Below are 24,541 nucleotides of genomic sequence, written 5' to 3'. Positions count from 1 at the left end.
CCTTATAAATTAATCCTACCACAAACCGCTTGGTTTATGAGTGTGGTTTTGTATTCTTTTATGAGTTTTATTTGTTTTTCGGTTTTTTCTATCAATAAATCTATTTTTTCACATTTTTCATCTAAAAAATTTGTAATTTGTTCTTGCTCTTTTAGGGGTGGAAGTGAGATTTTAAGTTCGCTATATTTATCTGCACCTATATTTTCTATTGTAGCTTTATTTAAAATAAGTTCTTTCCACTGTATATAATAATAAGATTTAGTATAGTAAAATATATAATCTGATAAAGCGATTTTTTGATTAATTGATGCTTTTATTAAATAGCCAGCATAACAAGCCATTCCTTGATAATTTTTAAAATGAAAAGTTTTACCTACTGTAGCACCACTTCTTGCAAATAGTATATCTCCTTCATTTAATAAAAAATTTTTAGCTATTTCAAGTGGTAGTGATTTAAAAGTATCATTTTTTAAAAATCCATTTTCATCAAAATCAGTAATTCTAATATATCTAGGATATTCTTTTATTGATAATTCTGCGGTTTCATTTGCCCCATAAGTAAGTTTATCTGAAATAATATATTTTAACTTTCTTATTTCCCAATGCTCTGGAATTTCGCCAAGATATTCTATGCCACTATCTTTGAAATTTACATTTTTATCAAGTCCTTTTGTGATGGTTTCGTTTATCAAGACTTGCTTTTGTTCTTTTAAAAGGTTGATGAGTTTTTCTTTTTTCTCTATGAAATTTTTAATTTTTTCGCATTTTTCATCTAAAAAATTTGCGATTTGTTCTTGTTCTTTTGGTGGTGGGACAGGCAAAGACATTTTTTTAAAATCTAAATAATCTATACTTTCTCTAATTTCCATAATGCCATAAGCATATATTTTTAAAAATTTTTGTACATTTTTAATTTGAAATAAATAAGAATAATAACTCATTAAATATTTTGGGCTATTTATATAAAAAACCAAATAAATAGGACTAACTAAACCATTATATGCAGAAACTCCTAAAGAACCAATTACGGCATTCATTTTGTTTAATACTAAATCATTAATTCTTGCAATTTTATAGCTTTGTAAATCTTCTTTTGATTTATTACCTATATTGCCTTTTTCTTCATAAGGAACTACACCGATATCTTTAATTAAAGAAAGAATAGTGTGTAACTTCAAATTTGTATTTTGTTCATTTCTTTGATTAAAAACTGCTTTTAATGGTTTAATTTCCCAATGCTCTGGAATTTCCCCAAGCCATTCTATACCACTATCTTTGAAATTTTTCATTGCATGATCTCTTTTAAAAGATTTTGCACTTCTTTTTCTAGCTTTTCTAATTCGCTGTTTATTTCTTCTAGCTTTCTTGGTGGAGTATAGGTATAAAAGTATTTGTTAAAAAGTATTTCATAACCCACACTGGCACTATCCCAAGCTATCCAAGAATTTTTCACATAGGGTTTTACTTCTGTGTCGTAGTAGCTTTGTATGTTTGCTTTGAGTGGGATTTTTTCAGTGTTGTTGGTTTTGTCACTATCTATGATGATGTTTTCTTCACTTTTTTTGAGTTTTACACCTAAAAAGCTTATGAATTCGTTTCTATCTTCAAAATCTTGTGGGTTTTGCTCTAACTCTTGTAATTTTTCTAAGATTTTGTCTTTGTCTTTGAGTTTTGCAAATTTTTCATCTTCTTTTAAAACTTCTATACTTTTTGGCTTTTCTATGGTGATTTTAATATAGCCAAAGTCTTCATTGTCAAAAATTTTGCAGTCTTTGTTAGGAACATTTTCTAAAAATAAATTTGTGATTTTTTCTATATGTTCTTTTGTCATTTCATTTTGTTTAGAGCCTAAAGACTTTTTCATCTTAGAAAAATACTCTTCGCTTGTAGCGTTTATAAGCTGGACTTTGCCTTTTTTATGTTCTGGCTTTTTGTTGGTGATGATCCATATGAAAGTAGGAATTCCTGTATTGTAAAACATATTTGTAGGTAGAGCGACTATAGCTTCAAGATAGTCTTTTTCTATGATGTGTTTTCTTATGGCTACCATGCCACTATCTGAGTTAAAAAGTGATGAGCCATTATGCACGCTTGCGATGCGAGAGCCTAAAGGGGTATCCGTTTTCATCTTGCTAAGCATATTAAGTAAAAACATCATTTGCCCATCGCTTTTGCTTGTGATACCTACGCTAAATCTTGGGTCATTGCAAGTTGAATTTGAACCTTTCTTTTCTACACCTAGAATTTTTTGATCATTTTCCCAAGACTTGCCATAAGGTGGATTGCTAAGCATGAAATCAAATTTTTTATCTTGTTGATCATTGCTTAAAGTGGAGCCAAATTTTATATGATCTGGATCTTCGCCTTTTATCAGCATATCTGCTTTGCATATGGCGTAGGTTTCGGGGTTGATTTCTTGTCCGTAAAGATAGATGTTTGCTTTTGATTGTATAAGGCCATCAGGATCTGTGATGAATTCTTTTGACTCTGTGAGCATTCCACCGCTTCCGCAAGCATTATCATAAATAAGCCATGTCCCTTTTTTGATCTGTTCTTTTACGGGTAAAAATACAAGGTGGGTCATAAGCTCTATGATCTCTCTTGGAGTAAAATGCTCTCCGGCTTCTTCGTTGTTTTCTTCGTTGAATTTACGAATGAGCTCTTCAAAAACATATCCCATGCCAAGGTTGCTTAAGCCTTTGTGGATAACATTTCCTTTTTCATCTAAGATATCTTCTATGCCAAAATTTACCCTAGGTGAGCAAAATCTCTCTATCACTCCAAAAAGTATGTTTGATTCTTCTAGGGTGTCAAGTTGGTTTTTGAATTTGAATTTTGAGATGATATCTTTGATATTTTCACTAAAACAATCCAAATAATTTTCAAAATTTATTCTGATATTTTTTGGATCATTTAGAAGGGTTTGTAGGCTAAATTTAGAATAATTAGAAAAGCCTAGGTTGTTTCCTTGTTTTCCACCTAGTATAAAATCTAAATTTTCAAATTTATCTTTATAAGTGTTGTAAGTTTCGAGAACTTTATCTTTTGTAGGTTCTAAAACCGCATCTACTCTTCTTATAATCGTCATAGGTAAAATAATATCGCGGTATTTGCCCTTTACATAAACATCACGAAGTAAATCATCTGCCACACTCCATATGAAGTTGATAATGGGTTGGAATTGACTTTGATTCATGATGATTTCCTTTTGTTTTTATTTATAATATATTATATAAAATCATCAATAAAAATCTTATAAACAGTTTTAAAATTTAAGCTATAAATATGAAAAATCGAAAGAAATAAAAAATGGTGGCTCCGATTGGACTTGAACCAACGACCACCACCATGTCAAGGTGGTGCTCTACCAACTGAGCTACGGAACCTTAAAAAACAAAAATTATATAAAAATATTTTTACATTGTGCTTAAAATCACTTTTTAATTTTTTTCATATCATTTAACCATAAATCTAGCTGTGCTTCAAAACCTATACCTTTGCTATGATAAAATTTCAAATCTTTTTCTAGGTATCTTTGCTTAACCCATCCTCCAAAATCATGCGGGTAAAGGTAGTTTTTTCTTTGTGGGTTGTTATTATCAAGATAAGGAAGTATTTTTAATGCAGGGTTGTTTTGCACATAATTTAGCGCTTCATTTATAGCAAGATAGCTTGAGTTTGACTTGGGCGAACCTGCTAAAAATACTACACATTGAGCCAAGATGATCCTAGCTTCAGGATAGCCTATGTTTTTTACTGCTATGAGTGTGCTTGTGGCTAGATTAAGTGCTTGTGGGTTTGCATTTGAGATATCTTCACTTGCAAATATCACTAATCTTCTAGCGATGAAATCCGCACTTTCACCCCCATCGATCAACCTCGCAAGATAATACAAACTCGCATCCACATCACTTCCTCTTAAACTTTTTATCATAGAACTAGCTAGTCTATAGTGTGTATCTTTACTTGAAGTGCCATCGCTTAAAACATTTGCTCTTAATTTTTTTAAAGTTTCAAGTGTGATATGAGTGCTATCTAAAGTCAAAGCAAACTCACATAAATTTAAAAAGCTTCTTGCATCATTTGCACTAGAAGTGATTAAAAAGTCTTTAGCATCATCATCGATTTTACATTGGAGTTTTTCTTGCACTTTTGTGGCAAGTTTTTCTAAGTCTTTATACTCTAAACCTTTAAATTCAAAAAGCATACTTCTGCTTCTTATGCCTGAAGTTAAAGTAAAGTAGGGGTTTTCAGTGCTTGCGCCTATGAAAAGGCATTTTTGATTTTCCAAAGGGATTAAAAGCATTTCTTGTTGGGTTTTTGAAAGCCTATGCACCTCATCAATAAATATCAAAGGTTTATATAAAGAATTTTCATATTTAGCTAGTATTTTTCTAAGTTCTTCAAGTTTAAAATTCCCTCCATCAAACTCATAAAAGTCTAGTTTATACTCATACGCTATTGCTCTTGCAAAAGAAGTCTTCCCGCAACCTGCTGGGCCAAAAAATACACTATGAGGGAGTTTTGAAACTTGTATGAATTTTTTAAAAATTTCTACTAAATTTTCTTGTCCTAAAACCTCATCTAAAGTTTTAGGACGAAAAGTTAAGCTTAAATTTGTCATTGTGGATTTATGGTAAGTCTTTCACCATTAATGATAGTTGTAACATCACTTTTATTAGAATCATCATAGATAAAATCAAGCATATAAGAGCCATTATTATCTACGAAATAAGTATCAAAATTTGCAAAATCAGGCCAAATTTGACTAGGAAGAATTTCTGTGTTTGCATGAAATTGTGATTTTATATTGTTTTCAGTGAAAATAGTTTGTCCATTTGCGTCAAATTTTTTACCTTCTTTTTCAAAACTTAGATTATTTAAGATGATTTGAGGGTTTGCTTTTAAAAATTGACTTGCCAAAAGCATCATAGAAAAAATATCAGTGTTTGAATTTTGCATTAAGCTATCATAAGCTTTTTTAGAAAGATTATTAAAATTCATATCTAAATTAATATTATTTAGCATAAAGTTTTCATTTGCAAGATTAAATTTAGCTAAATCTAGTTTTAAAACGCTATCATAATCGTTTTGAACATTTTGAGCTGTTTTTGCAAAAATTTTTAATTTATCAAAGTCAAAAGCAATAGAACTTATAAAACTAGCACTATCAATGCTTATATTTTGCTCACTATTTCTACTAGGACTAAAGATATCATTAAAGCTTAATTTTTGTATAGGAAATTCAGAAATTTTGATATTTTTTGCTTCTAATTTTTCTTTATGAGATAGTTGTTCTAATAAAACATAACCTAGATTAAGTTCCATATTTTTTACAAATTCATCAGAACCTATAATCTTAAATGATGTATTATTTAAAACTAAATTTGTATCATTGCGTGTGAAATTAATATCATTTATTTTTGCATTGATGTTAATGTCACCACCTTTGACGCTAACTAAGATTTTAAAGATTTCTTCGTTTGGAAAAATGCCTTTTAAGTCTTCATTTTCATTTAAAATAGAAACGATAGTATTATTACTTGCAAAAAAATTATTGGAAAAATCCACATTCACTTTAAAACTATAAGGTAAATCATTAAGTGTAGCTATAAAACTTCCTTTGGAATTTAAAAGTCCTTTAGTGTAATTAGTATCTTCAACATTATAATATGCTGTATCTTGGCTCATTTGTGCAAAGATTTTTTCATTGATTGAGTTAATATAAGAAGCTGAGGTAAAAAACCCTATAACTAGTAAAATTACTACTACAACCCCTGCGATGATTTTTTTCATTCATTTTCCTTAAGTGAAATTTTAAAAATTATATATTTTTATTACTAACTAATGCTTATAAAATTCTCACATTTATACATTACTTAACTTTTTTACTTATAATTGCACTATTTAAAATCAAAGGTAAAAAAATGAAACTTTTTGGAACAGATGGAGTACGCGGTAAAGCGGGGGAGTTTTTGGATTCATTTTTAGCAATGCGTTTGGCTATGGCTGCTGGAATTTATTTTAAAGACAAAGCCCTTACAAACAATATCTTAGTAGGAAAAGATACAAGAAGAAGTGGTTATATGATAGAAAATGCTATCGTTTCAGGACTTACTTCTATAGGTTATAATGTTATAGAAATAGGCCCTATGCCAACACCTGCTATTGCGTTTTTAACTGAAGATATGCGTTGTGATGCAGGGATTATGATATCAGCTTCACACAATCCTTACTATGATAATGGCATTAAATTTTTTGATGCACACGGAAATAAACTTGATGAGCAAGCAGAAGCAAAAATAGAAGAAATTTATTTTAATGATAAACTCATAGAAGAGGCAAGAACAACAAAATCACAAATTGGTCAAGCAAAAAGAATTGATGATGTGATAGGAAGATATATTGTTTCTATAAAAAATTCTTTTCCTAAAGAGCTGACTTTAAAGTCTTTACGCGTTGTGTTAGATGTGGCTCATGGAGCTTCTTATAAGGTAGCACCTACGGTTTTTAAAGAACTTGGTGCAGATGTGATTGTGATCAATGATAAGCCAAATGGTTTAAATATCAATGAAAATTGCGGGGCTTTACATCCTTTAAATTTAGCTTTAGAGGTAAAGAAATTTAGAGCAGATGTGGGTTTTGCTTTTGATGGGGATGCAGATCGTTTGGTTGTTGTGGATGAAAAAGGCGAAGTAGCTCATGGAGATAGTCTTTTGGGTGTTTTAGCTTTATTTTTGAAAAAACAAGGCAAGTTAAAATCAAGTGTAGTTAGCACTATAATGAGCAATGGTGCTTTAAAAGAGTTTTTAACTAAACATAAAATCACACATGAAACTTGCAATGTAGGCGATAAATATGTACTTGAAAAACTCAAAGAATGCGGTGGAAATTTTGGTGGTGAGCAGAGTGGGCATATTATTTTTAGTGATTATGCAAAAACTGGAGATGGTTTGGTAGCTGCTTTACAATTTAGTGCTTTAATGCTAAGTGAAGCAAAAAGTGCAAGTGAAATTTTAAATCAAGTTAAACCTTACCCACAGCTTTTGCATAATCTTAAAATTTCAGAGAAAAAAGACTTAAGCAAGCTTGCAGGCTTAGAAGAGTTGAAAAAAGATTTAGAAAAAAAAGGAATTGCTAGTTTGTTTAGGTATTCAGGTACAGAAAATTTAATACGCTTATTACTTGAAGCAAAAGATATTAAGCTTTTAGAAAAAGAAATGAAAGCTGTTGAAAGCTTTTTTATGAAAGCATTGAATGCTTAAAATTTTATCTTTAAAATTTTGGCTTGTTTTTGCTTTAGTTTTTATACTAGATCAAGTAAGTAAGTATTTGTTTTTGCAAGGGCTTGAGTATAGGGGTGAATTTTTTGATTTAGTTTTAACCTATAATACCGGTGTAGCCTTTTCAATGTTTGCATTTTTAGGAGAGTATTTAAAATACATACAACTTGTTTTTATTTTGGCTTTGTTTGTGTATTTGCTTTATCAAAAAGAATTTTTTAAAACACATTTGATCGCTTTTGCTATTATGCTATCTGCTGGGTGTTCAAATTTACTTGATCGCTTTGTGCATATAGGTGTGGTGGATTTTGTATTTTGGCATAAGTGGTTTGAATTTGCTGTGTTTAATTTAGCTGATGTGATGATAAACATTAGTGTAGCTTTGATTTTAATAAAAGAAATTTTTAATAAAAAAGGAGAAAAATGTTAGATTTTTTAACTGACTGGTATTTGTGGATTAAAATGGTGCATTATTTAGCTTTTGTTTCTTGGATGGCTGGATTGTTTTATTTACCAAGACTTTTTGTCTATCATACAGAGCATAAAGATAATAAAGGCTTTGTAGAAGTGGTAAAAATTCAAGAAAGAAAATTGTATTTTTATATCCAAACTCCTGCGATGATAGTAACTTTAATAAGTGGAAGTTTGATGTTGCATGTAAATAAAGTTTTGATGGTTGGATCAGGATTTATGCATGCTAAATTAACCTGTGCTTTGCTTTTGATTATTTATCATTTACAAAATTATTATTATTTAAAACAACTTCAAAATGATACTTGCAAAAAGAGTGGGAAATTTTTTAGAGCTTATAATGAAATTCCAACGATATTATTTATAATTATTGCTATTATGATGGTGGTAAGACCATTTTAGTAAAAAGCCTTTAAAGGCTTTTTATCCTTTAAACTCCATACTTTTAAAATCAAGTGGATCAACATTTTCTTGCATGATATTAATGTGTTCTTTATCTTGTAAGCGTTTATTATCTCTAAATACAGCACGCACTAAATCCATACCGGTGTAAAAATCTTTCATTAATACCATAAACAAATAACGCCCAAATTCACTTGTGTATAAAGTATTATTTTCTTTTTTTATAGCCTTGCTTAGCTTAAGACCTAAAAGTTCTATGAAAAGATCTTTTTCTAAATTGCAATCTAAAGTTTTGTTAAATTTATCAATCTCGATTTTACCTGCAAACATTTCAGTTAAAAAGACATATTTGATGATTTCTTTTTTACCAAAATTAGCTTTAGCAATATTTGCATTTTGCTTTTCTTTGATGAGTTTAGAATAATCATTTAAATTAAAAGCATTGATTAAAAGCTCTCCATCTAAAAAGCTAAAAGCCCCACTTCCCACGCCTAAATACTCATGGTGGCTACTTACATACTCATCATTAAAGCTACTTTTTTCTAAAGAAAATGACCATGCATTATTTCTTTCATAATCTTTGAAAAAATCTATAATGATTTTATAAAACTCAAATTCATTATCTTTAAAACTTACTCCTAGAGTTTTTGCGATATTATCTTTTGTGAGGTTTGATTTCATTAAAGGATAAGTTGTGATTTGTTGAGGTTTTAAATTTTTGGCTATTTCTAAATCATTGAGTAATTGCTCTTTAGTTTGAGAAGGAAAGTTAAAAATCAAATCAAGACTCATAATAGGAAGCACGCCTATAGCTTTAGAAAGCTTTTCTTGAAGCTCTTTACTTGAACCAAATTTATGATATCTTGCTACTTTTTTTAAAGTATCATCATCAAAACTTTGTATACCACAACTTAAACGATCTATAAGCCCTTTAAACATTTCTAGCTTTTTAGGTTCGATATGATTAGGATCGCTCTCACAAGAAATTTCTTTAATATTAAATAATTTTTTGCAAAGTTCTAAAGTTTTAGCAAGTTCTTCTTCGTTGATCAAAGTAGTGCCGCCACCCACATACATAGAAGTAAAATCAAATCCTTTGTCTTTGATTTGTTTGATTTCTTCTCTTAAGCTTTCAAAATATCTTTTTGCTAAATCTTCACTATAATAATACTTATGAAAACTACAATATGGACAAAAAGTATGGCAAAATGGTATATGAGCATAGAGCATATAAGATTTTTTTGGATTAACTTTTTTTTCTTGTCCTTCTTTTAAAAGTTTCACATCAAAACCATTCTCTAAAGATTTTTGCATGGCTTTATGTGAGTAAGAAAGAGCTAAGTTTTGTAAAAAATTCATATTTTTCCTAAAAATTTCATTTTGTAGTTATTTAAAAAGACTATAATTGTATCATATTTTTACAAAGGCTTTATAATGAAAAATATTTTTATAGCATTTTTTGTATTTTTATTAGGGCTTATAAGCGTGTCAAATTCTGCACCTTTAGATGAAATTTTTCAAGATGTTAATGTTTCAGGTAATATGCGTTATCGTTTTGAGCATAATAGCCCAAAAGATAGAGGAAATAATAATTTTAATCAAAGAATTCAAATTCAAATGCATTAACAACTAAGCCTTAAGGCTTAGTTGCTATAAAAGTTTTCTTTTAAGTTTTCTTCCATAGCTTTGATATTTTCTTTTGATTCTTCTTTAGCGTTAAATCCACCACCAAAGGCTTTCATAACATCTACGATAGAATTTGCAAGCTCATAAGATGAGTTAGTGTAAGAAAGTTTAGCATTTAGGTAATTTCTTTGATCTTGTAAAAAATCAGCTAAATTAATCACGCCATTTTCATATCTTAAGGTAGAAATTTCATAAATTTTACTTTGAGCTAGAAATAAATTTTTATAATTTTGCTCATTTTCATAATAGCTTTGGCGGTTAAATAAAGCAAGTCTTATTTCTCCAAAGGCTGTTTTTAAGGTGTTTTCATATTGTAAAAACGCTTCATCTTTGGTAAGTTTTGCGATATTAACATTATTCATAATCTCACCCCAATGAAAAATCGGCATTGCAAAATTTCCAGCTACATTCCAAGTATTACTTCCATGTTTAACTAAAAGATCTAAATCATTACTTTGAAAACCCAAAAGTCCTGTTAAAGAAAGGTTTGGTAAAAATGCAGTTCTGGCTACTCCAACAAGATAGTTTTTTTCTTCTAAAATTTTTAAACTAGCTTGTATATCAGGTCTTTGAAGTAAAATTTCACTACCAATACCTTCAGGTATGCTAAGCTCGTATTGTCCTATTTTTTTATACTCTATGCTATTATAAAGTATATCATCAATATCATTTGAAGTTAAGATTTTTAAAGCTTTGGTATTAGCTTCTTTTTGAATTTTAGCATTTGTGAGTAAAACTCTTGAATTTTCAAGTTCAGCTTTAAATTTGTTAAGCTCATACTCACTAATTACTCCAAGTTTAAAATGCTCTAATTTTAACTCATAAGTTTTTTGATAACTTTGGGTTGTTTCTTCTAAAATTTTTACTTGCTCACTTAAGCTTGCTAGATTAAAATAAGTTTTTACTACATTAGAAATTAAGCTTAATCTTGCACTTTCATAGTCAAACTCACTAGCTTGTAATTTTGCTTTTGAAGCATTATAAGTATCTCTGTATTTACCCCATAAATCTACTTCATAACTTAAATTTAAACCCATATTAAAATCATTGCCATAGACAAATTCATTACTTTTGTTGCTTGGAGCATTGATACTAGTTTTTGCTCTTGCTCCGCTAGCACTTCCGTCTAGTTTAGGAAGTAGATCGCTTCTTGCTATACCTAAAGCTTCATAAGCTTTTTGTAAATTCATATATGCAATTTGCAAGTCATTATTGTTTTTTAAAGCTTGATCGACTAAGGTGTTTAAATAATTATCATCAAAAGCTTTCCACCATTGTTTGTTAATGCTAATGTTTTGATCTAAGCTTTTAGTGTAATTTACATCTTTAATTTCTAAATTTGGTTTTAAACTGCAAGCTGTTATTAAAAAACAACTTGCAAAAATTATTAACTTACGCATTGATTTTACCTCTTTTTTTATCAAGCCATTTATTAAAACTTTCTAGTAGATAGAAAAATAAAGGTACAAAGAAAATGGCTATAGTAGAAGCTGCTATCATACCACCTATAATACCTGTACCTATCGCATGGCGGCTTGCACTTCCTGCTCCATATGCAAAGAAAAGCGGTAAAATACCACAAATAAATGCCAATGAAGTCATTACAATAGGTCTAAATCTCAATTTTGCTGCACTAATAGAAGCTTCAAAAATACTCTTTCCTTTTTTAAGATGCTCTTCCATAGCAAATTCAACAATCAAAATGGCATTTTTAGCAGAAAGGCCTATTAAAAGTAAAAGTCCTGTTTGAAAATATATATCATTTTCTAATCCTCTAAGCCATACAAAAAGCAAAGAGCCAAATACCGCAAAAGGCACAGCCGTAATTACTGCTAAAGGCATGAGCCATCTTTCATATTGTGCTGCTAGAATTAAAAATACAAATAATAGTCCTAGCATAAATGCTATTTGTCCAGCACCGCTACTTGTAACTTCTTGATAAGCTGAACCTGACCAAGCAATAGAATAATCCTCTCCTAAAGTTTCTTTTGCCACTTGTGCAATTGCATCAATGGCTTGTCCTGAAGTATAGCCAGGAGCAGGATCACCTTGCACTAAAGCCGATGGAAACATATTAAAGCGTTTTACATCATCAGGACCAACACTTCTTTGTAATGTTAAAACGCTATCTAGAGCTATCATAGAACCATCTTTTGATCTAACAAAGATGTTTTTTAAAGCATTTTGAGTATTTCTAAAATCTCCAATTGCGCTTATATTTACACGATAATTTTTTCCAAGCATAGAAAAATCATTTACATAATAAGTTCCTATGGTGGCATTTAGAGTGCTAAATACATCAGCTAAATTTAAACCATAAAGTTTTACTTTATCGCGATCAATTTCTAGTTTTAATTGCGGAAAATTAGTATCAAGCGTTGTTCTTACATTGTGAAGTTCGGGACGCTTGTTTGCTGCTTCAACTAATTTATTTACATCAACTTGAATTTGATCATAACTTTTTCCGCTACGATTTTGTGCATACATCTCAAAACCACCAGTTAAGCTTAAACCTTGGATTGGTGGTGGATTAACAAAGAAAGTTTGAAAATTTGGATTTAAGAAGTATTGTTTGTTATAAGATCCAACTAAATCAAAACTACTAATATCTCTATCATCCCAATTTTTCAAATTAACAAACATTGCGCCAGAATTTTCTTTTAAAGAACCTGTAAAAAGATCATAGCCTATAAGTCCTACCACATTAGTTACATTCTCATTTTTGCGGATTTCTTCTGCCATAGCATCCATTGATTGAGTAGTTCTATTAAGCGAAGATGCTGCGGGTAGATTGACAATAGTTAAAAAGTTTCCTTGATCTTCATTTGGAACAAGTGAATTTGGAACAAGTTTGAAAAGTCCATATAAACCACCCAAAAAGATTACAAAAATTAACATAAAACGCACTGTTCTTTTAAGTATATAAGCCACACCAGCACCAAAAACTTCGGTAGACCAATCAAAAATATCATTAAATTTTTTCACAAAATAAAAAGGTTCACCTTCATTTCTTCTTAAAAAAATTGCACATAAAGAAGGAGTTAGTGTTAAAGCTACAAAGCCTGATATAGTAACAGATATTGCTAAGGTTATGGCAAATTGTTTTTGGATTTCTCCCACAAAACCTGATATAAATGAAACGGGTATGAAAACCGCACAAAGTACAAGAACTATAGAAACAACAGGTGCAGCAACTTCATCCATAGCTTTAATAGCTGCTTCTTTTATGCTTATATTTGGATCTTCATGCATAATTCTATCGATATTTTCAACTACTATAATTGCATCATCAACAACAATACCAATAGCCAATACTAAGGCAAAAAGCGTAAGTAGATTGATACTAAAACCTAAGACATATAATCCTGCAAAAGTTCCCAAAATAGAAACAGGAACAGCAATCATTGGTATAATAGTTGAGCGGAAATTTTTTAAGAACAAATACATTACAATTACAACTAAAATTAATGCTTCAAAGAAAGTTTTTACCACTTCTTTAATGGAAGCTTTAATAAATATAGTTGTATCATAAGGCACTTTATAAGTTAATCCTTCAGGGAAATTTTTAGAAAGTTCTTCAAATTTTTTCTGCACTAATTCTGCTGTATTTACAGCATTTGCTCCGGTTTGTAAGAAAATCAAAATAGGAGTAGCGTCATTTCCGTTTAATCTACCTTTAAAAGTATATTCTCTTGATCCTAAAGAAACTTCGGCTACATCTTTAAGTCTTAAAAAAGAGCCATCACTATTTGCTCTTATGATAATATCTTCAAATTCTTTAGTATTTTTTAATCTTCCTTGCATAGTTACTGAATACACATAAGGAGATCTTTCCACCACAGGTTCTTGACCTATCTTACCAGTAGCATATTGAGCATTTTGCTCGCTAACTGCAGCAATAACATCAGTTGCAGTAACTTGATATTTGTTTAACAAATCAGGATTAAGCCAAATTCTCATAGAATAATTTCTTGCACCAATAGCTACGGCATTACCCACACCAGGAACCCTAGCAAGATCATCTAAAATATTTAATGCAGCATAATTATACACTTCGAGTGAATCCATAGAGCCATCAGGAGAATATAAAGTAGCAACTTCTAATATACTTGAACCGGTTTTTCTTACACTAACACCAGTTTTTTTAACATCTTCGGGTAGTTTTGCCATAGCAGCTGAAATTCTATTATTAACATCAACTGTTGCTTGGTCAGGATCTGTACCTATATTAAAATATACACTTAAGCTCATATCTCCTGAAGAGCTTGAAGTTGAATCCATATAAATCATATTTTCAACCCCATTGATTGCATCTTCAAGAGGAATAGCCACCGTTTGAGCCACCGTTTGAGCATCAGCTCCTGAGTAAGTTGCACTTACCTTAACAACGGGTGGAGTTAAGGAAGGATATTGCTCTACGGGTAAAGAATAAAGTCCTATAATACCTGCTAAAGAAATGATAATAGCTACAACAGAAGCAAATACAGGTCTTTCTATAAAGAATTTAGAAAACATTATTTATTCTCCATTACGCTAACACTTGCACCAGGACGGATTTTTTTGAAGTTATTTAAAATCACTTTATCCCCATTTTTTAAGCCCTTATCAATAATTGCTTTATCAGAAGTTTGATAAATAACATTAACAATAGTTTTAACTACTTTTCCATCTACAAGGGTATAAACATAAGTAGCACTATCATCTTGCAAAAGCGCAACTTGAGGAATTTCAAAACCATCTTTTTGAACAAAACCACCAACATGAACATTTGCAAATGAGCCAGGCATTAAGTTTGAATTGTTGTTATCAAAAATAGCTTTTGCTTTTACTCCGCCACTATGAGTATCTATAACGCTATCTACGAAATATAATTTTCCATTGAAAAGTTCTCCACCAACATTAGCTTGTACTTGGATATTTTCTAATTTCCAATTGCCGCTTTGAATATTTTTATTCATATTGATTTTATCTACATCAGAAATATAAAAATCTGCAAAAATTGGGTTAATGTTTGTAATGCGTACAAGTTCAGTAGATGAAGCATTTACATAATCACCCACATCCATTAACGCATCACCTAAAATTCCATCAAAAGGAGCACTTACTATGGTGTATTTTAAGTCTAATCTTGCATTAGCAAGTTTTGCTCTAGCGCTTTCTAGATTAGCTTTTGTGGAGTTAAATTTAGCTAAACTTGCATCAAATTCTTTTTGTGAAATAGCATTTTTTTCTATTAAAATACTATCTCTTTTAAAATTTTTTTCAGCATCATCAAAATTAGCTCTTGCTACCAAAGCTTCTCCATAAGCCATATTTACACTTGCTTGGTATTTGTCAGGTTCTATAAGAAAAAGCTTATCGCCTTTTTTTACAGCTTGACCACTTTTGAAGTATTTTGCTTTGATTTCACCGCTTACTTTAGGTTTGACTACTACATCTAATTCAGTACTTAATCTCGCAGGATAAGTAAATTCTAAAGGTAAATTAGCACTTTGCATAGTCATAATACTAACAGGTTGAGGAGGGAGTTGTTTAACTTGTGCATTCTTATCATCTGAACATGCTATAAAGATAAGAGAAGCGCAAGCTAGAGTTAAAAGTTTTGTTTTCATTTGTTTCCTTAAGTTATTTATTTAGCTAAATAAAAAGTAATTTATATTACAAAATTAATAAATACTATTTTATCAATCTTTAGTTAATTAAAATTAACAAGACCTTGAGTAAAAAGCTTTACGATTTTTTTTGCATGGCTTTGTTGTTCTTTTTTATTCATTGAAACTTTATTTTCAAAAGTGCTTTGTATAAAAAATGTCCCTCTAAGCATAGCACAAAAAGTATAACTTAAAAATTCAGCATTTTGAGCTAAAATTTCATTTTCTTCTTCAAATCTTTTTCGAAGAACATATTCTACTTCTTTTCTATTGCTTCCTTTAAACCATTTTCCAAAATCAAATTTTTCATTATAAATTTCAGAATACAAAAGTCTTACTATAGCTATAGTTTTGGTATCGTTAAAAATCCCTAAATAAGCTTTTGCAAATTGATATAAGAATTCTTCTAAATTAGCATCAGGTGAAAGTCGCATATTTTTTTTCAAAATAGCTAAAAAATGATTTTCTGCAAAATCATTTAAAACCGCTTCAAATAAACCTTCTTTACTTTTAAAATGCTCATATACGCAAGAAAAAGATCCACCAGCTTGTTTGATAATATCTTTAAGATTAGTTGCTTCGTAGCCATTTTTTAAAAATGACTCCGCAGCGATTTGTTTGATTTTTTCAAGCCTTGCTTGAGATTTTGAAGAAATTCTTTTTTTCATTTTAGTATTTTTTATGCTCTATGATAGAATTTTTAGGATATACAAAATTACTCTCGCGTAATATGACAATATTTTTATCATCAAGTGCATAGGCTTTGATGGTTAATGGTATTACAGTGTCTTTTCTATCATTATCGGCTAGTTTTTTAGTAGCTTTTAAAACAACTATATGTTTATCTTTTTCGCCAGCTTTTAGTTTAAAAGATTTTTTAGGTCTAATGATTTCTAAGCCATCTTCAATGCCTTGTAATTTCACATCAAAATAATACTCATGAGTTTTATTATCGGTGTTTTGAAATAAAAATACATAAGCATTACTAATAATTAATTCTCCATCATGGGTTTTTCTGATTTGATAAAGCTCGCTAGAGCGGTTGATATTTAAAAGCATATTTTCTTTTTTACTTCCCATTAAAACTAAAGCCACAAAAACACCACACAAAACAACTAAATATCCAATAGTTCTAAATCTAAAATATTTTACTTTTTCCCTTGTTTCAATAGCTTTTGCACTAGTCCAATTAATTAAGCTAGGACGATTAAATTTGGCTTGAACTTTTGAACAAGCATCGGCACATTCAAGACAATTAATACACTCAAGTTGCATTCCTTGGCGTATATCTATATGTGTAGGACAAATTTTTACACAGGCTTCACATCCTATACATTCACCTTGTGGTGGCTTTTGATAAAGTTTGGTATGTCCATCATAAATCATACCTCCTCTTTTATCATCATATATTACTTGAACGGTGTTATTATCAAACATTACAGATTGAATTCTTGCATAAGGACATACATAAACACAAAATTTTTCACCCAAATATACTATATCAAAAGTAAAAGCCAAAGAAGCACAAAATAAAATCCCTAAAAGCAATAAATGATCGGCAGGATTTTGAATGTATGTAAAAAAATCTTCAGGTGGTACAAAATACCATAAAAATGCACTCATCATTAACAATGAAAAAAGATAAAAAATCACAATACTTAAAGTTTTTTTGACGAAAAATCCACTGACTTGCTTTTGTTTATTTGCTGTGCTTTTATGAATTTTAAAGATTTTTGTTTGTAAAAGATCTCTATAAATAACTCTAGCAATAGTTTGAGGACAGCTCCAAGCACACCAAATTCTTCCTGCTAAAGTAGTAACAAAAAGTATAGTTAAAAACATACCCATGATAACAAAAGGCATTAAATACAGCTCTTGAGTATCAAAAGCGATAAAAAATAAATTAAGTTTTTTATGATCAAAGCTTAATAAAAAGAAATGATTTCCATTTATTTTTATAAAAGGTAGTGCTATAAAAATGATCATAGAAATGATATAAGCTATATATCTTTTTTTAGTATAGTTTGTGATGTGAGCATTCATTTTATTTTCCTTAGAAATATTTCTTTATATTGTAGTATTAGAAAAATTAAATCAAACTTTGTCTTAATTAATAATTTATATTTAATTTTTATTTATATAATTATTACAAAAATAAGTTTTCTTTTCAAGAAAATTATGATATAATCTTTATTTTAAAATTTATTTAAAGAAAGGTGGTGAGGGTCGTGCCAGGAATCAAGGTACATCCTAATGAGTCTTTTGACGAAGCGTATAGAAAATTCAAAAAGCAAGTAGATAGAAATCTAGTTGTTACTGAAGTTCGCGCTAGAAGATTTTTTGAGCCTATGACTGAAATTCGCAAAAAACAAAAAATTTCAGCACGCAAAAAAATGCTTAAAAGACTTTATATGCTTAGACGCTACGAGTCAAGACTCTAATACCAAAAAGCCGAGAAATCGGCTTTCTTCGTTAAAATATTTATGTTTTTTTGGATTATAATTATTCATTTTTTCGGACTTATTTTACCAGGACCTGATTTTTTCTTAGTAAGTTCATATGCATTAAGAGAAGGGGTTAAAAGTGCTTTAAAGGCAAGCTTGGGAGTAAGTTTAGCTGTTAGTATATGGATTATACTTTCTATACTCGGATTAAATGTCGTTTTTCATAAATTCCCATTTTTACAAATTATACTATCAAGTTTTGGAGCATTTTATCTTTTGTATTTATCTTTTAAGATTTACAAGAATACAAAAAATGACAAAATTAAAGTTCAAAAAACTTATATATCTGCATTTTTAAGTGGAATGATTACAAATTTATCTAATCCTAAAGCAATTTTTTATTTCGCCAGTGTTTTTGCAAGTTTTGATTTTACACAAATGCGATGGATGTTGATAGTCTTGATATTTGTTTTGATTTTAGAAACTATAATTTATTTTTCTTTGATTTCTTTATTATTTTCTAAACCATTTATGGTAAGAATTTATCAAAAGAATTTAAAACTTATTGATTATCTAAGTGCTTTTATATTTTTTGCTTTTGCTGTGTTTATTTTAAGTAGTAATTTAATGACTATGATAAACTAAAACAATTAATTTTTATTAATACTTTTTTTGTTAAAATCTTATTAAGTTAAATTTATAAATTTTTATAGGAAAGATTATGAAACACATTAAAACTATACTCAAACTTAGTATGATGAGTGGTATTGCTGCAATTAGTGCAGGTGCTTTAAGTGCATGTAGTAATAATACAAATGATTCTAGCAATAACGCTTTAAGTCAAGCGGCAAATACTCAAGGGGCCTTTGTTATTATTGAAGAAACCGCTCCAAATCAATACAAAATCAAAGATCAATTTCCAAGTGATGAAACTAGGGTAGTCTTAAAACAACTTGATGGAACTGAAAGGGTTTTAAGCAAAGAAGAAATGGATAAATTAATCCAAGAAGAAGCCGCTAAAATAGACAATGGTACTTCAAATTTAACAAATCCAAACAATGCCCAAATGAGTAGCGGGGGGCTTTCTTTAGGCGAGACATTGCTTGCGAGTGCAGCTGGAGCTATTTTAGGAAGTTGGATAGGTTCAAAGCTTTTTAACAATCAAAATTTTGCAAATCAACAAAGAGGAGCATTTTCAAATCAAAGTGCTTATCAAAGAAGTGTAAATAGCTTTAATAAAGCAAGTACAAGTGCTACTTCAGGATCAAATGCAAAAAAATCAGGCTTTTTTGGTGGTGGCTCTAAAGCTACTTCAAGCTCTACAAATTCTTTTGGCTCTTAAAAGGTGAAAAAATGAATTTTTTAAAAGTAAATCCTTTAGAAAAATCTTATTTAGAGCAAATAGGTTTTTCATGGCATACGGATAATGATGGAAGTGATTATTTAGATTCTAATTTAGTTTGTGTAAGGGAAGATGAAGCAAATGCATACTATGAAGCAGTTAATGAGCTTTATGATATGTTTGTAGCTGCTGCACAAGAAGTGATTGATAATGATCGTTTTGACGAGCTTGGAATTCCTTTTAATTTGGTTGATGCGATTAAGATGAGTTGGGAAAATGATGTACATTGGCATTTATATGGTAGGTTTGACTTAGCAGGTGGGCTTGATGGTAAGCCTATAAAACTAATAGAATTTAATGCTGATACTCCAACATCTTTATTTGAAAGTGCTATTTTGCAATGGGCTATTTTAAAGCAAAACAACCTAGATGAAAGCTCGCAATTTAATAATATATATGAAGCTTTAAGAGATAATTTTAAGAGACTTATAACCTTAGAAGAAGATGTAAGTGAATTTGAAAAATATTATGAAGGTTGGAAAATATTGTTTTCTTCAATTGCAGGTAGTGATGAGGATATGATTACAACAAAACTTTTAGCACACATTGCTAGTGAAGCTGGTTTTGAGAGTGAATTTTCTTATATTGATGAGGTAGAATTTTCACCCGAAGGAATTTTTAAAAATGATGTAAATTTTGAGTATTTTTTCAAACTCATTCCTTGGGAAAGTATAGCTATAGAAGAGGGTGAACTTGCTATGCTCTTAACTCAAATTATGCAAAATCAAAAAGCAATTATTTTAAATCCTGCTTATACTTTACTTTTTCAAAGCAAGGGTATAATGAAAATTTTATGGGAGCTTTATCCAAATCATCCTTTATTGCTTGAAACAAGTGATGAACCTTTAGTGGGTAAAAAATGTGTTAAAAAGCCTGTTTTTGGTAGAGAAGGAGCAAATGTTTCTATTATAGAGGCTAATGGAGATATAAGTTTTGAAACAAGTGGAGATTATCAAAACAATCGTTTTGTGTATCAAGAATTTGCTGAGTTTAATCAAAATGAAAATGATTATTATCAAGCAGGAGTTTTCTTTGCTTATGAGGGTTGTGGTTTAGGTTTTAGAAAAGGTGGTTTGGTGCTTGATAATTATTCTAAATTTGTAGGGCACATTGTTAAAGGATAAAAAATGAAAATAGTATGTTTAGACGCTGCTACTTTAGGTGGAGCTGATTTAACAGCTTTTGAAAGTATTGGGGAATTTATAAGTTATGAACTTACATCTAAAGATGAGGTTATCTCAAGAATATCTGATGCACAAGTTGTGATGATAAATAAAGTCATCATTGATCAAGAAGTTATAGATAACACCAATTTAAAGCTCATTTTGCAGCTTGGCACAGGGGTAAATAATATAGATGTAGCTTATGCAAATTCTAAAGGTATAATAGTAAAAAATGCAGCTGGGTATTCTACCAAAAGTGTTTTAAGTCATACATTTGCTTTGCTTTTTGCTTTTTTAAATCAAATCCCATATTATGATGGATGGACCAAACAAGGGCTTTGGGTAAAAAGCCCAATATTCACTGATTTTAGTAGAACTTTACATACTCTAACAGGAAAAAAACATGGTATTATAGGGCTTGGAGTTATAGGTAAAGAGGTAGCTAAGGCTTCGCAAATATTTGGAGCAAATGTTTGTTATTATTCTACCTCAGGGGTTAATAATGATGATACATATGAGAAAGTAAGCCTTGAAGAGCTTTTAAAAACTTCTGATGTGATAAGTATCCATGCACCTTTAAATGAAAAAACAAAAAATTTATTAAGCAAGAAAGAATTAATGCTTTTAAAAGATGAGGCCATTTTAATTAATGTAGGTCGTGGTGGGATTATTAATGAAGTAGATTTAGCTCAAATTATGGATGAAAAAAATATTAGAGTAGGGCTTGATGTACTTGAAGTAGAACCTATGGTTGAAAATCATCCTTTGCTTAATATAAAAAATAAAGAAAATTTAATTATCACTCCACATGTTGCATGGGCTAGTGAAGAATCCATACAAAATTTAGTCCAAATCGTATTTAATAATCTTAAGGAGTTTATAGAAAATGGCAAATGAACATAGTTTTGACATTAGTGGGGAAATTGACAAACAAGAGCTAAAAAATGCTTTAGAGCAAGCTAAAAAAGAGCTTGATAGCAGATATGATTTAAAAGGCATTAAAAGTGAAATAGAGCTAAATGAAAAAGAAAGTATTTATAAGCTTACTTGTTCAAGTGAAGCAAAAATTGAAGTGCTAAAAGATATTGTTATCTCAAAACTTATCAAAAGAGGGATTAATCCTAATGGTATTAAAGAGTTAAACAGGGAGAGTGGAGCAAATTTTAGATTGAATTTAAAAGTTAATGATGCTATTGATGCTGATAGTGCTAAGAAGATTAATAAAGCTATAAAAGATAGTAAGCTAAAGGTAACTTCAAGTATTAGAGGCAATGAAATTCGCGTAGTTGGTAAGCAAATTGATGATTTGCAAAGCGTGATGAAAATAGTAAAAGAGTTAAATTTAGAACTTAATCTTAGTTTTAAAAACCTTAAATGATAAAGTCACTTCAAATAATTTTTTTGTGTTTTGTATGTGTTTTTTTAAGCTCTTGTGCTTTAAAAAGTAAAACACAATCACAAAGTGCTTATATTGTTTTAAAAACCCCTCAATTTAGATTTGCTGATTACGGCTTTTTATATGAGGGAAAAAATTTTACAAGTTTAGAACTTTATAGTGCCTCTAAGGCTTTACTTGAGTTAAAAATCACGGATAAAATTTGCATTAATGGTGTATGTTATGCAAAAACTTTTTTTAATAAAAGATTTTTTAATTATGAATATTATGATGATTTTTTGCAAGATTTAATTTACAAAAAACCTATTTTTTATGGGAAAAATAAGCAAATTACCTCTTGTGGTTTTACTCAAAATATTATAAGCAAAAATTATGATATTTTTTATGAGGTTTGTGATAAAAATATGAGTTTTAGTGACAAAAAATCTAAAATTAAATTTAGCATAAAATCAATATAAAGGAAAATATGAAAGATTTAAAACTTTTTCTTAATGATACTTTTAAAAGCAATATTTATAAAAACTTACAATGCAGTGAAGATGAAATTTTAATTTTAAAGCATTTGTGTAAAAATTATTTACAAGCAAATGTAAGCATTAATGCCTATAATCTTCTTAGTGAAGTTTTTAAAAATGATGAATATGAGTATTTAGATCATTTAAAAGATCTTAAAAATCTTATAGAAAAAGGTTTTATTATTCAAATTTTTTCTGATTTTAAATCGAGTAAAAACTCAAGTTTATTTTTAAATTTGTTACAATGCGAGTTAAGTTTAAGTGAGGTTTTTTTACAAATTTTAGAAAATAAAACTATACAAGATTTTATGCAAGATCAAATTTATGAAGATCATATTGCATATTTAAAAGATGAATTTTTTAAAATCGAGCTATATCAAAGATTGCGTTTTTTTGCTAAAAGCTCTCAAAGTAAGAATATTAAAAAAGATATAGCTATATTTGAAGCATATATTAAAGAGCGTTTAAAAAAGAGTAAAATTTCTAATGTTTTGGCAGATATTTTTAAAGAGTATGCTTTAAACGATAAAGAATGTTTGATATTTATTAGTTTATTAAAAGAAGAGTATTTGCTAAATACTGAAAATTCTTATAGCAGAGATTTTAATTTTTTACTTCATTTAATTAGCGAAGATGATATTCAAAAACAAGAAAACAAAGTCTTACTAGAAGAAGATTCTAAGCTACTTAGTTCAAATCTTTTAGAATATGATGAATTTGTTAATTCTTTGGGTGATATAACTAAGATTTTTTATTTAAGTGATGATATTTTACAAAGAATTATTAATTTTAAAGAACCAAAGAAGAATAAAAAAATTAAACTTCAAAATTTAGTTAAAGAACAAGATATTTTTGAGCTAATTGAGCCAAATATTAATATAGATGATGTTATTATGCCCCAAAGCACTAAAGATCTATTGGAAAGTATATTAAAACAACAAGATAAAAAGGTTTTGGAAAGATTAAATAAATGGGGTATAAAAACAAATAAAAACATAGAAGCTAAGATAATTTTCTATGGTCCTGCTGGCACGGGTAAGACTATGAGTGCGCTAAGTATGGCAAAAGCTATGAAAAAATCTATTTTGAGTTTTGATTGTTCTAAAATTTTAAGCAAATATGTGGGCGAGAGCGAGCAAAATGTAAGAAAAATTTTTGATACTTATAAAGAGCTTTGTCAAACAAGCAAACAAAGTCCTATTTTGCTTTTAAATGAAGCTGATCAATTTTTAAGTACTAGGGTAGAAAGTAGTGGCGGTGCTGATAAAATGCACAATCAAATGCAAAATATTTTTCTAGAACAAATTGAGCGTTTTAGTGGAGTTATTATAGCTACGACTAATTTTTTAGAAAGTTTAGATGTGGCTTTTTCAAGAAGATTTGAATATAAAATAGAATTTAAAAAGCCAAATTACGAACAACGCTTGATGATATGGCAAAAAGCTTTACCTAAAAATGCTAAATTTGATGATAATTTTGATTTAAAAAACCTTGCTTTGTATGAGCTAAGTGGAGCTCAAATTGCTATGGTAGTTAAAAATACAGCTTTGAAAGCAGCTATTTCTAAGGACGGTGTTTTTAAAATGAGTGATTTTTTACATACAATAGAAAAAGAAATAGAATCTTCATTTGATAAAAATAAAATAGTTGGTTTTAAAAATTAAATTCACATAAATTTCACAAGCAGTTAATATCATTTTTTACTTTTATTTAAAGGAGAAAAAATGAAAATAAAATTAATGTTAGCTAGTTTAGTTTGTGCAAGTTCTATGTTTGCAGATATGGTTGTAAGTCCAAATGCTCTACCTCAAAAAGCTCAAGAGTTTTTAAACACTCATTTTAAAGGTGTAAATGTAGGTTATGTAAAACAAGATGTAGATTCTTATGAAGTAAATTTAGTTGATGGGACTGAAATTGACTTTATCATCAATGGAGACTGGAAAGAAGTTGATGGTAAATACAAAGGCATTCCAACAGGATTTATCCCAAAAGAAATTATTGCAAAAGTACAAGCAGTACAACCAAATGCAGCTATTGTAGAAGTAGATAAAAAAATAAATGGCTATAAATTTAGAACAAACAATATGATGGAAATTTATACAGATTTTGAAGGTAATATTTTAGGCCA

The 24,541-nt window shown here is 29.3% G+C and carries 23 protein-coding genes and 1 tRNA gene; 13 read left to right on the top strand and 11 right to left on the bottom strand.

The features are described 5' to 3' along the window. Window positions 1-2: 2 nt before the first annotated feature. From L8T82_RS01900 to L8T82_RS01880, 5 genes are all read right to left on the bottom strand, one after another. Window positions 3-1,289, bottom strand: a complete 1,287-nt coding sequence (locus L8T82_RS01900) for a restriction endonuclease subunit S (protein ID WP_263725762.1) — start codon at window positions 1,287-1,289, stop codon at window positions 3-5. Beyond that, entirely contained in the window at window positions 1,286-3,196 is a 1,911-nt protein-coding gene (locus L8T82_RS01895) for a type I restriction-modification system subunit M (RefSeq protein ID WP_263725761.1), read from the bottom strand. Before L8T82_RS01895 ends, L8T82_RS01900 begins: the two co-directional genes overlap by 4 nt. A gap of 114 nt (window positions 3,197-3,310) precedes the next feature. Beyond that, window positions 3,311-3,386: transfer RNA gene (locus tag L8T82_RS01890), tRNA-Val, on the bottom strand. Between the two features lie 47 nt (window positions 3,387-3,433). Next, on the bottom strand, window positions 3,434-4,624 hold the full coding sequence (locus L8T82_RS01885; protein WP_263672927.1) for a replication-associated recombination protein A: 1,191 nt from the start codon (window positions 4,622-4,624) through the stop codon (window positions 3,434-3,436). Beyond that, window positions 4,621-5,796 (bottom strand): YdgA family protein, encoded by a 1,176-nt coding sequence (locus tag L8T82_RS01880; RefSeq protein ID WP_263725760.1) that lies wholly within the window; start codon window positions 5,794-5,796, stop codon window positions 4,621-4,623. Before L8T82_RS01880 ends, L8T82_RS01885 begins: the two co-directional genes overlap by 4 nt. Before the next feature lie 131 nt (window positions 5,797-5,927). Between L8T82_RS01880 and glmM the strand changes: the two genes are divergently transcribed. From glmM to hemJ, 3 genes are read left to right on the top strand one after another with little or no spacing between them, the layout of a single operon-like run. After that, complete coding sequence (glmM, locus tag L8T82_RS01875; RefSeq protein WP_039629248.1) at window positions 5,928-7,265, top strand: phosphoglucosamine mutase; 1,338 nt, start codon at window positions 5,928-5,930, stop codon at window positions 7,263-7,265. Continuing rightward, window positions 7,258-7,713, top strand: coding sequence for a signal peptidase II (lspA, locus tag L8T82_RS01870; RefSeq protein ID WP_220555579.1), 456 nt, complete (start codon window positions 7,258-7,260; stop codon window positions 7,711-7,713). The genes glmM and lspA overlap by 8 nt, the downstream gene beginning before the upstream one ends. Then, window positions 7,707-8,156, top strand: coding sequence for a protoporphyrinogen oxidase HemJ (gene hemJ / locus L8T82_RS01865; RefSeq protein WP_039629243.1), 450 nt, complete (start codon window positions 7,707-7,709; stop codon window positions 8,154-8,156). Before lspA ends, hemJ begins: the two co-directional genes overlap by 7 nt. Before the next feature lie 21 nt (window positions 8,157-8,177). Here hemJ and L8T82_RS01860 read toward each other — a convergent pair whose 3' ends face one another. Next, a complete protein-coding gene (locus L8T82_RS01860) occupies window positions 8,178-9,515 on the bottom strand; it encodes a coproporphyrinogen III oxidase family protein (protein WP_133319070.1) in 1,338 nt (445 codons plus the stop codon). 75 nt (window positions 9,516-9,590) lie between these two features. Here L8T82_RS01860 and L8T82_RS01855 point away from each other — a divergent pair, with 75 nt between their 5' ends. Beyond that, window positions 9,591-9,782: a mini-MOMP protein gene (locus L8T82_RS01855; RefSeq protein WP_263659238.1), complete on the top strand. Its 192-nt coding sequence runs from the start codon at window positions 9,591-9,593 to the stop codon at window positions 9,780-9,782. A gap of 17 nt (window positions 9,783-9,799) precedes the next feature. On the opposite strand, the gene L8T82_RS01850 is transcribed toward L8T82_RS01855, so the two are convergent. From L8T82_RS01850 to ccoG, 5 genes are all read right to left on the bottom strand, one after another. Next, complete coding sequence (locus L8T82_RS01850) at window positions 9,800-11,242, bottom strand: efflux transporter outer membrane subunit (RefSeq protein WP_263725759.1); 1,443 nt, start codon at window positions 11,240-11,242, stop codon at window positions 9,800-9,802. Next, window positions 11,235-14,357: an efflux RND transporter permease subunit gene (locus L8T82_RS01845; RefSeq protein ID WP_220566942.1), complete on the bottom strand. Its 3,123-nt coding sequence runs from the start codon at window positions 14,355-14,357 to the stop codon at window positions 11,235-11,237. The genes L8T82_RS01850 and L8T82_RS01845 overlap by 8 nt, the downstream gene beginning before the upstream one ends. Beyond that, window positions 14,357-15,454, bottom strand: coding sequence for an efflux RND transporter periplasmic adaptor subunit (locus L8T82_RS01840; RefSeq protein WP_133319066.1), 1,098 nt, complete (start codon window positions 15,452-15,454; stop codon window positions 14,357-14,359). The genes L8T82_RS01845 and L8T82_RS01840 overlap by 1 nt, the downstream gene beginning before the upstream one ends. A gap of 83 nt (window positions 15,455-15,537) precedes the next feature. Continuing rightward, complete coding sequence (locus L8T82_RS01835; RefSeq protein ID WP_133319065.1) at window positions 15,538-16,161, bottom strand: TetR/AcrR family transcriptional regulator; 624 nt, start codon at window positions 16,159-16,161, stop codon at window positions 15,538-15,540. A gap of 1 nt (window position 16,162) precedes the next feature. Then, window positions 16,163-17,536, bottom strand: a complete 1,374-nt coding sequence (gene ccoG, locus L8T82_RS01830) for a cytochrome c oxidase accessory protein CcoG (RefSeq protein ID WP_263662731.1) — start codon at window positions 17,534-17,536, stop codon at window positions 16,163-16,165. A gap of 185 nt (window positions 17,537-17,721) precedes the next feature. Here ccoG and rpsU point away from each other — a divergent pair, with 185 nt between their 5' ends. The 9 genes from rpsU to L8T82_RS01785 all read left to right on the top strand — a co-directional run. Further along, window positions 17,722-17,934 (top strand): 30S ribosomal protein S21, encoded by a 213-nt coding sequence (gene rpsU, locus L8T82_RS01825; protein WP_002780697.1) that lies wholly within the window; start codon window positions 17,722-17,724, stop codon window positions 17,932-17,934. A gap of 42 nt (window positions 17,935-17,976) precedes the next feature. Next, on the top strand, window positions 17,977-18,582 hold the full coding sequence (locus L8T82_RS01820; RefSeq protein WP_263659242.1) for a LysE family transporter: 606 nt from the start codon (window positions 17,977-17,979) through the stop codon (window positions 18,580-18,582). Window positions 18,583-18,658: 76 nt separating this feature from the next. After that, entirely contained in the window at window positions 18,659-19,279 is a 621-nt protein-coding gene (locus tag L8T82_RS01815) for a UPF0323 family lipoprotein (protein ID WP_263661381.1), read from the top strand. 11 nt (window positions 19,280-19,290) lie between these two features. Further along, window positions 19,291-20,463 carry a glutathionylspermidine synthase family protein gene (locus L8T82_RS01810; RefSeq protein ID WP_258107722.1) on the top strand — a complete coding sequence of 391 codons (1,173 nt, stop codon included), beginning with the start codon at window positions 19,291-19,293 and terminating at the stop codon, window positions 20,461-20,463. A 3-nt stretch (window positions 20,464-20,466) separates the two neighbouring features. Next, on the top strand, window positions 20,467-21,399 hold the full coding sequence (locus L8T82_RS01805; RefSeq protein ID WP_263659243.1) for a D-2-hydroxyacid dehydrogenase: 933 nt from the start codon (window positions 20,467-20,469) through the stop codon (window positions 21,397-21,399). Beyond that, window positions 21,389-21,880, top strand: a complete 492-nt coding sequence (locus L8T82_RS01800) for a YajQ family cyclic di-GMP-binding protein (RefSeq protein WP_133319059.1) — start codon at window positions 21,389-21,391, stop codon at window positions 21,878-21,880. Before L8T82_RS01805 ends, L8T82_RS01800 begins: the two co-directional genes overlap by 11 nt. Continuing rightward, window positions 21,877-22,356 (top strand): hypothetical protein, encoded by a 480-nt coding sequence (locus L8T82_RS01795; RefSeq protein WP_263725758.1) that lies wholly within the window; start codon window positions 21,877-21,879, stop codon window positions 22,354-22,356. Before L8T82_RS01800 ends, L8T82_RS01795 begins: the two co-directional genes overlap by 4 nt. 8 nt (window positions 22,357-22,364) lie before the next feature. Beyond that, window positions 22,365-24,077: an ATP-binding protein gene (locus tag L8T82_RS01790; RefSeq protein WP_263666512.1), complete on the top strand. Its 1,713-nt coding sequence runs from the start codon at window positions 22,365-22,367 to the stop codon at window positions 24,075-24,077. Between the two features lie 60 nt (window positions 24,078-24,137). Next, the coding region (locus L8T82_RS01785) for a PepSY-like domain-containing protein (protein ID WP_263662733.1) at window positions 24,138-24,541 on the top strand (404 nt) is incomplete at its 3' end.

This window comes from Campylobacter sp. IFREMER_LSEM_CL292 (assembly GCF_025771615.1).
GTDB lineage: Bacteria > Campylobacterota > Campylobacteria > Campylobacterales > Campylobacteraceae > Campylobacter_D > Campylobacter_D lari_D.
Note: the sequence above shows the minus strand (reverse complement) of the source record. Positions and strands in the feature narration are given on the sequence as shown.

Bases quoted from the DNA above. Each gene is read 5' to 3' on its own strand.
- L8T82_RS01900 (WP_263725762.1), bottom strand. From the start codon at position 1,289: ATGAAAAATTTCAAAGATAGTGGTATAGAATGGCTTGGGGAAATTCCA.
- L8T82_RS01895 (WP_263725761.1), bottom strand. From the start codon at position 3,196: ATGAATCAAAGTCAATTCCAACCCATTATCAACTTCATATGGAGTGTG.
- L8T82_RS01885 (WP_263672927.1), bottom strand. From the start codon at position 4,624: ATGACAAATTTAAGCTTAACTTTTCGTCCTAAAACTTTAGATGAGGTT.
- L8T82_RS01880 (WP_263725760.1), bottom strand. From the start codon at position 5,796: ATGAAAAAAATCATCGCAGGGGTTGTAGTAGTAATTTTACTAGTTATA.
- glmM (WP_039629248.1), top strand. From the start codon at position 5,928: ATGAAACTTTTTGGAACAGATGGAGTACGCGGTAAAGCGGGGGAGTTT.
- lspA (WP_220555579.1), top strand. From the start codon at position 7,258: ATGCTTAAAATTTTATCTTTAAAATTTTGGCTTGTTTTTGCTTTAGTT.
- hemJ (WP_039629243.1), top strand. From the start codon at position 7,707: ATGTTAGATTTTTTAACTGACTGGTATTTGTGGATTAAAATGGTGCAT.
- L8T82_RS01860 (WP_133319070.1), bottom strand. From the start codon at position 9,515: ATGAATTTTTTACAAAACTTAGCTCTTTCTTACTCACATAAAGCCATG.
- L8T82_RS01855 (WP_263659238.1), top strand. From the start codon at position 9,591: ATGAAAAATATTTTTATAGCATTTTTTGTATTTTTATTAGGGCTTATA.
- L8T82_RS01850 (WP_263725759.1), bottom strand. From the start codon at position 11,242: ATGCGTAAGTTAATAATTTTTGCAAGTTGTTTTTTAATAACAGCTTGC.
- L8T82_RS01845 (WP_220566942.1), bottom strand. From the start codon at position 14,357: ATGTTTTCTAAATTCTTTATAGAAAGACCTGTATTTGCTTCTGTTGTA.
- L8T82_RS01840 (WP_133319066.1), bottom strand. From the start codon at position 15,454: ATGAAAACAAAACTTTTAACTCTAGCTTGCGCTTCTCTTATCTTTATA.
- L8T82_RS01835 (WP_133319065.1), bottom strand. From the start codon at position 16,161: ATGAAAAAAAGAATTTCTTCAAAATCTCAAGCAAGGCTTGAAAAAATC.
- ccoG (WP_263662731.1), bottom strand. From the start codon at position 17,536: ATGAATGCTCACATCACAAACTATACTAAAAAAAGATATATAGCTTAT.
- L8T82_RS01820 (WP_263659242.1), top strand. From the start codon at position 17,977: ATGTTTTTTTGGATTATAATTATTCATTTTTTCGGACTTATTTTACCA.
- L8T82_RS01815 (WP_263661381.1), top strand. From the start codon at position 18,659: ATGAAACACATTAAAACTATACTCAAACTTAGTATGATGAGTGGTATT.
- L8T82_RS01810 (WP_258107722.1), top strand. From the start codon at position 19,291: ATGAATTTTTTAAAAGTAAATCCTTTAGAAAAATCTTATTTAGAGCAA.
- L8T82_RS01805 (WP_263659243.1), top strand. From the start codon at position 20,467: ATGAAAATAGTATGTTTAGACGCTGCTACTTTAGGTGGAGCTGATTTA.
- L8T82_RS01800 (WP_133319059.1), top strand. From the start codon at position 21,389: ATGGCAAATGAACATAGTTTTGACATTAGTGGGGAAATTGACAAACAA.
- L8T82_RS01795 (WP_263725758.1), top strand. From the start codon at position 21,877: ATGATAAAGTCACTTCAAATAATTTTTTTGTGTTTTGTATGTGTTTTT.
- L8T82_RS01790 (WP_263666512.1), top strand. From the start codon at position 22,365: ATGAAAGATTTAAAACTTTTTCTTAATGATACTTTTAAAAGCAATATT.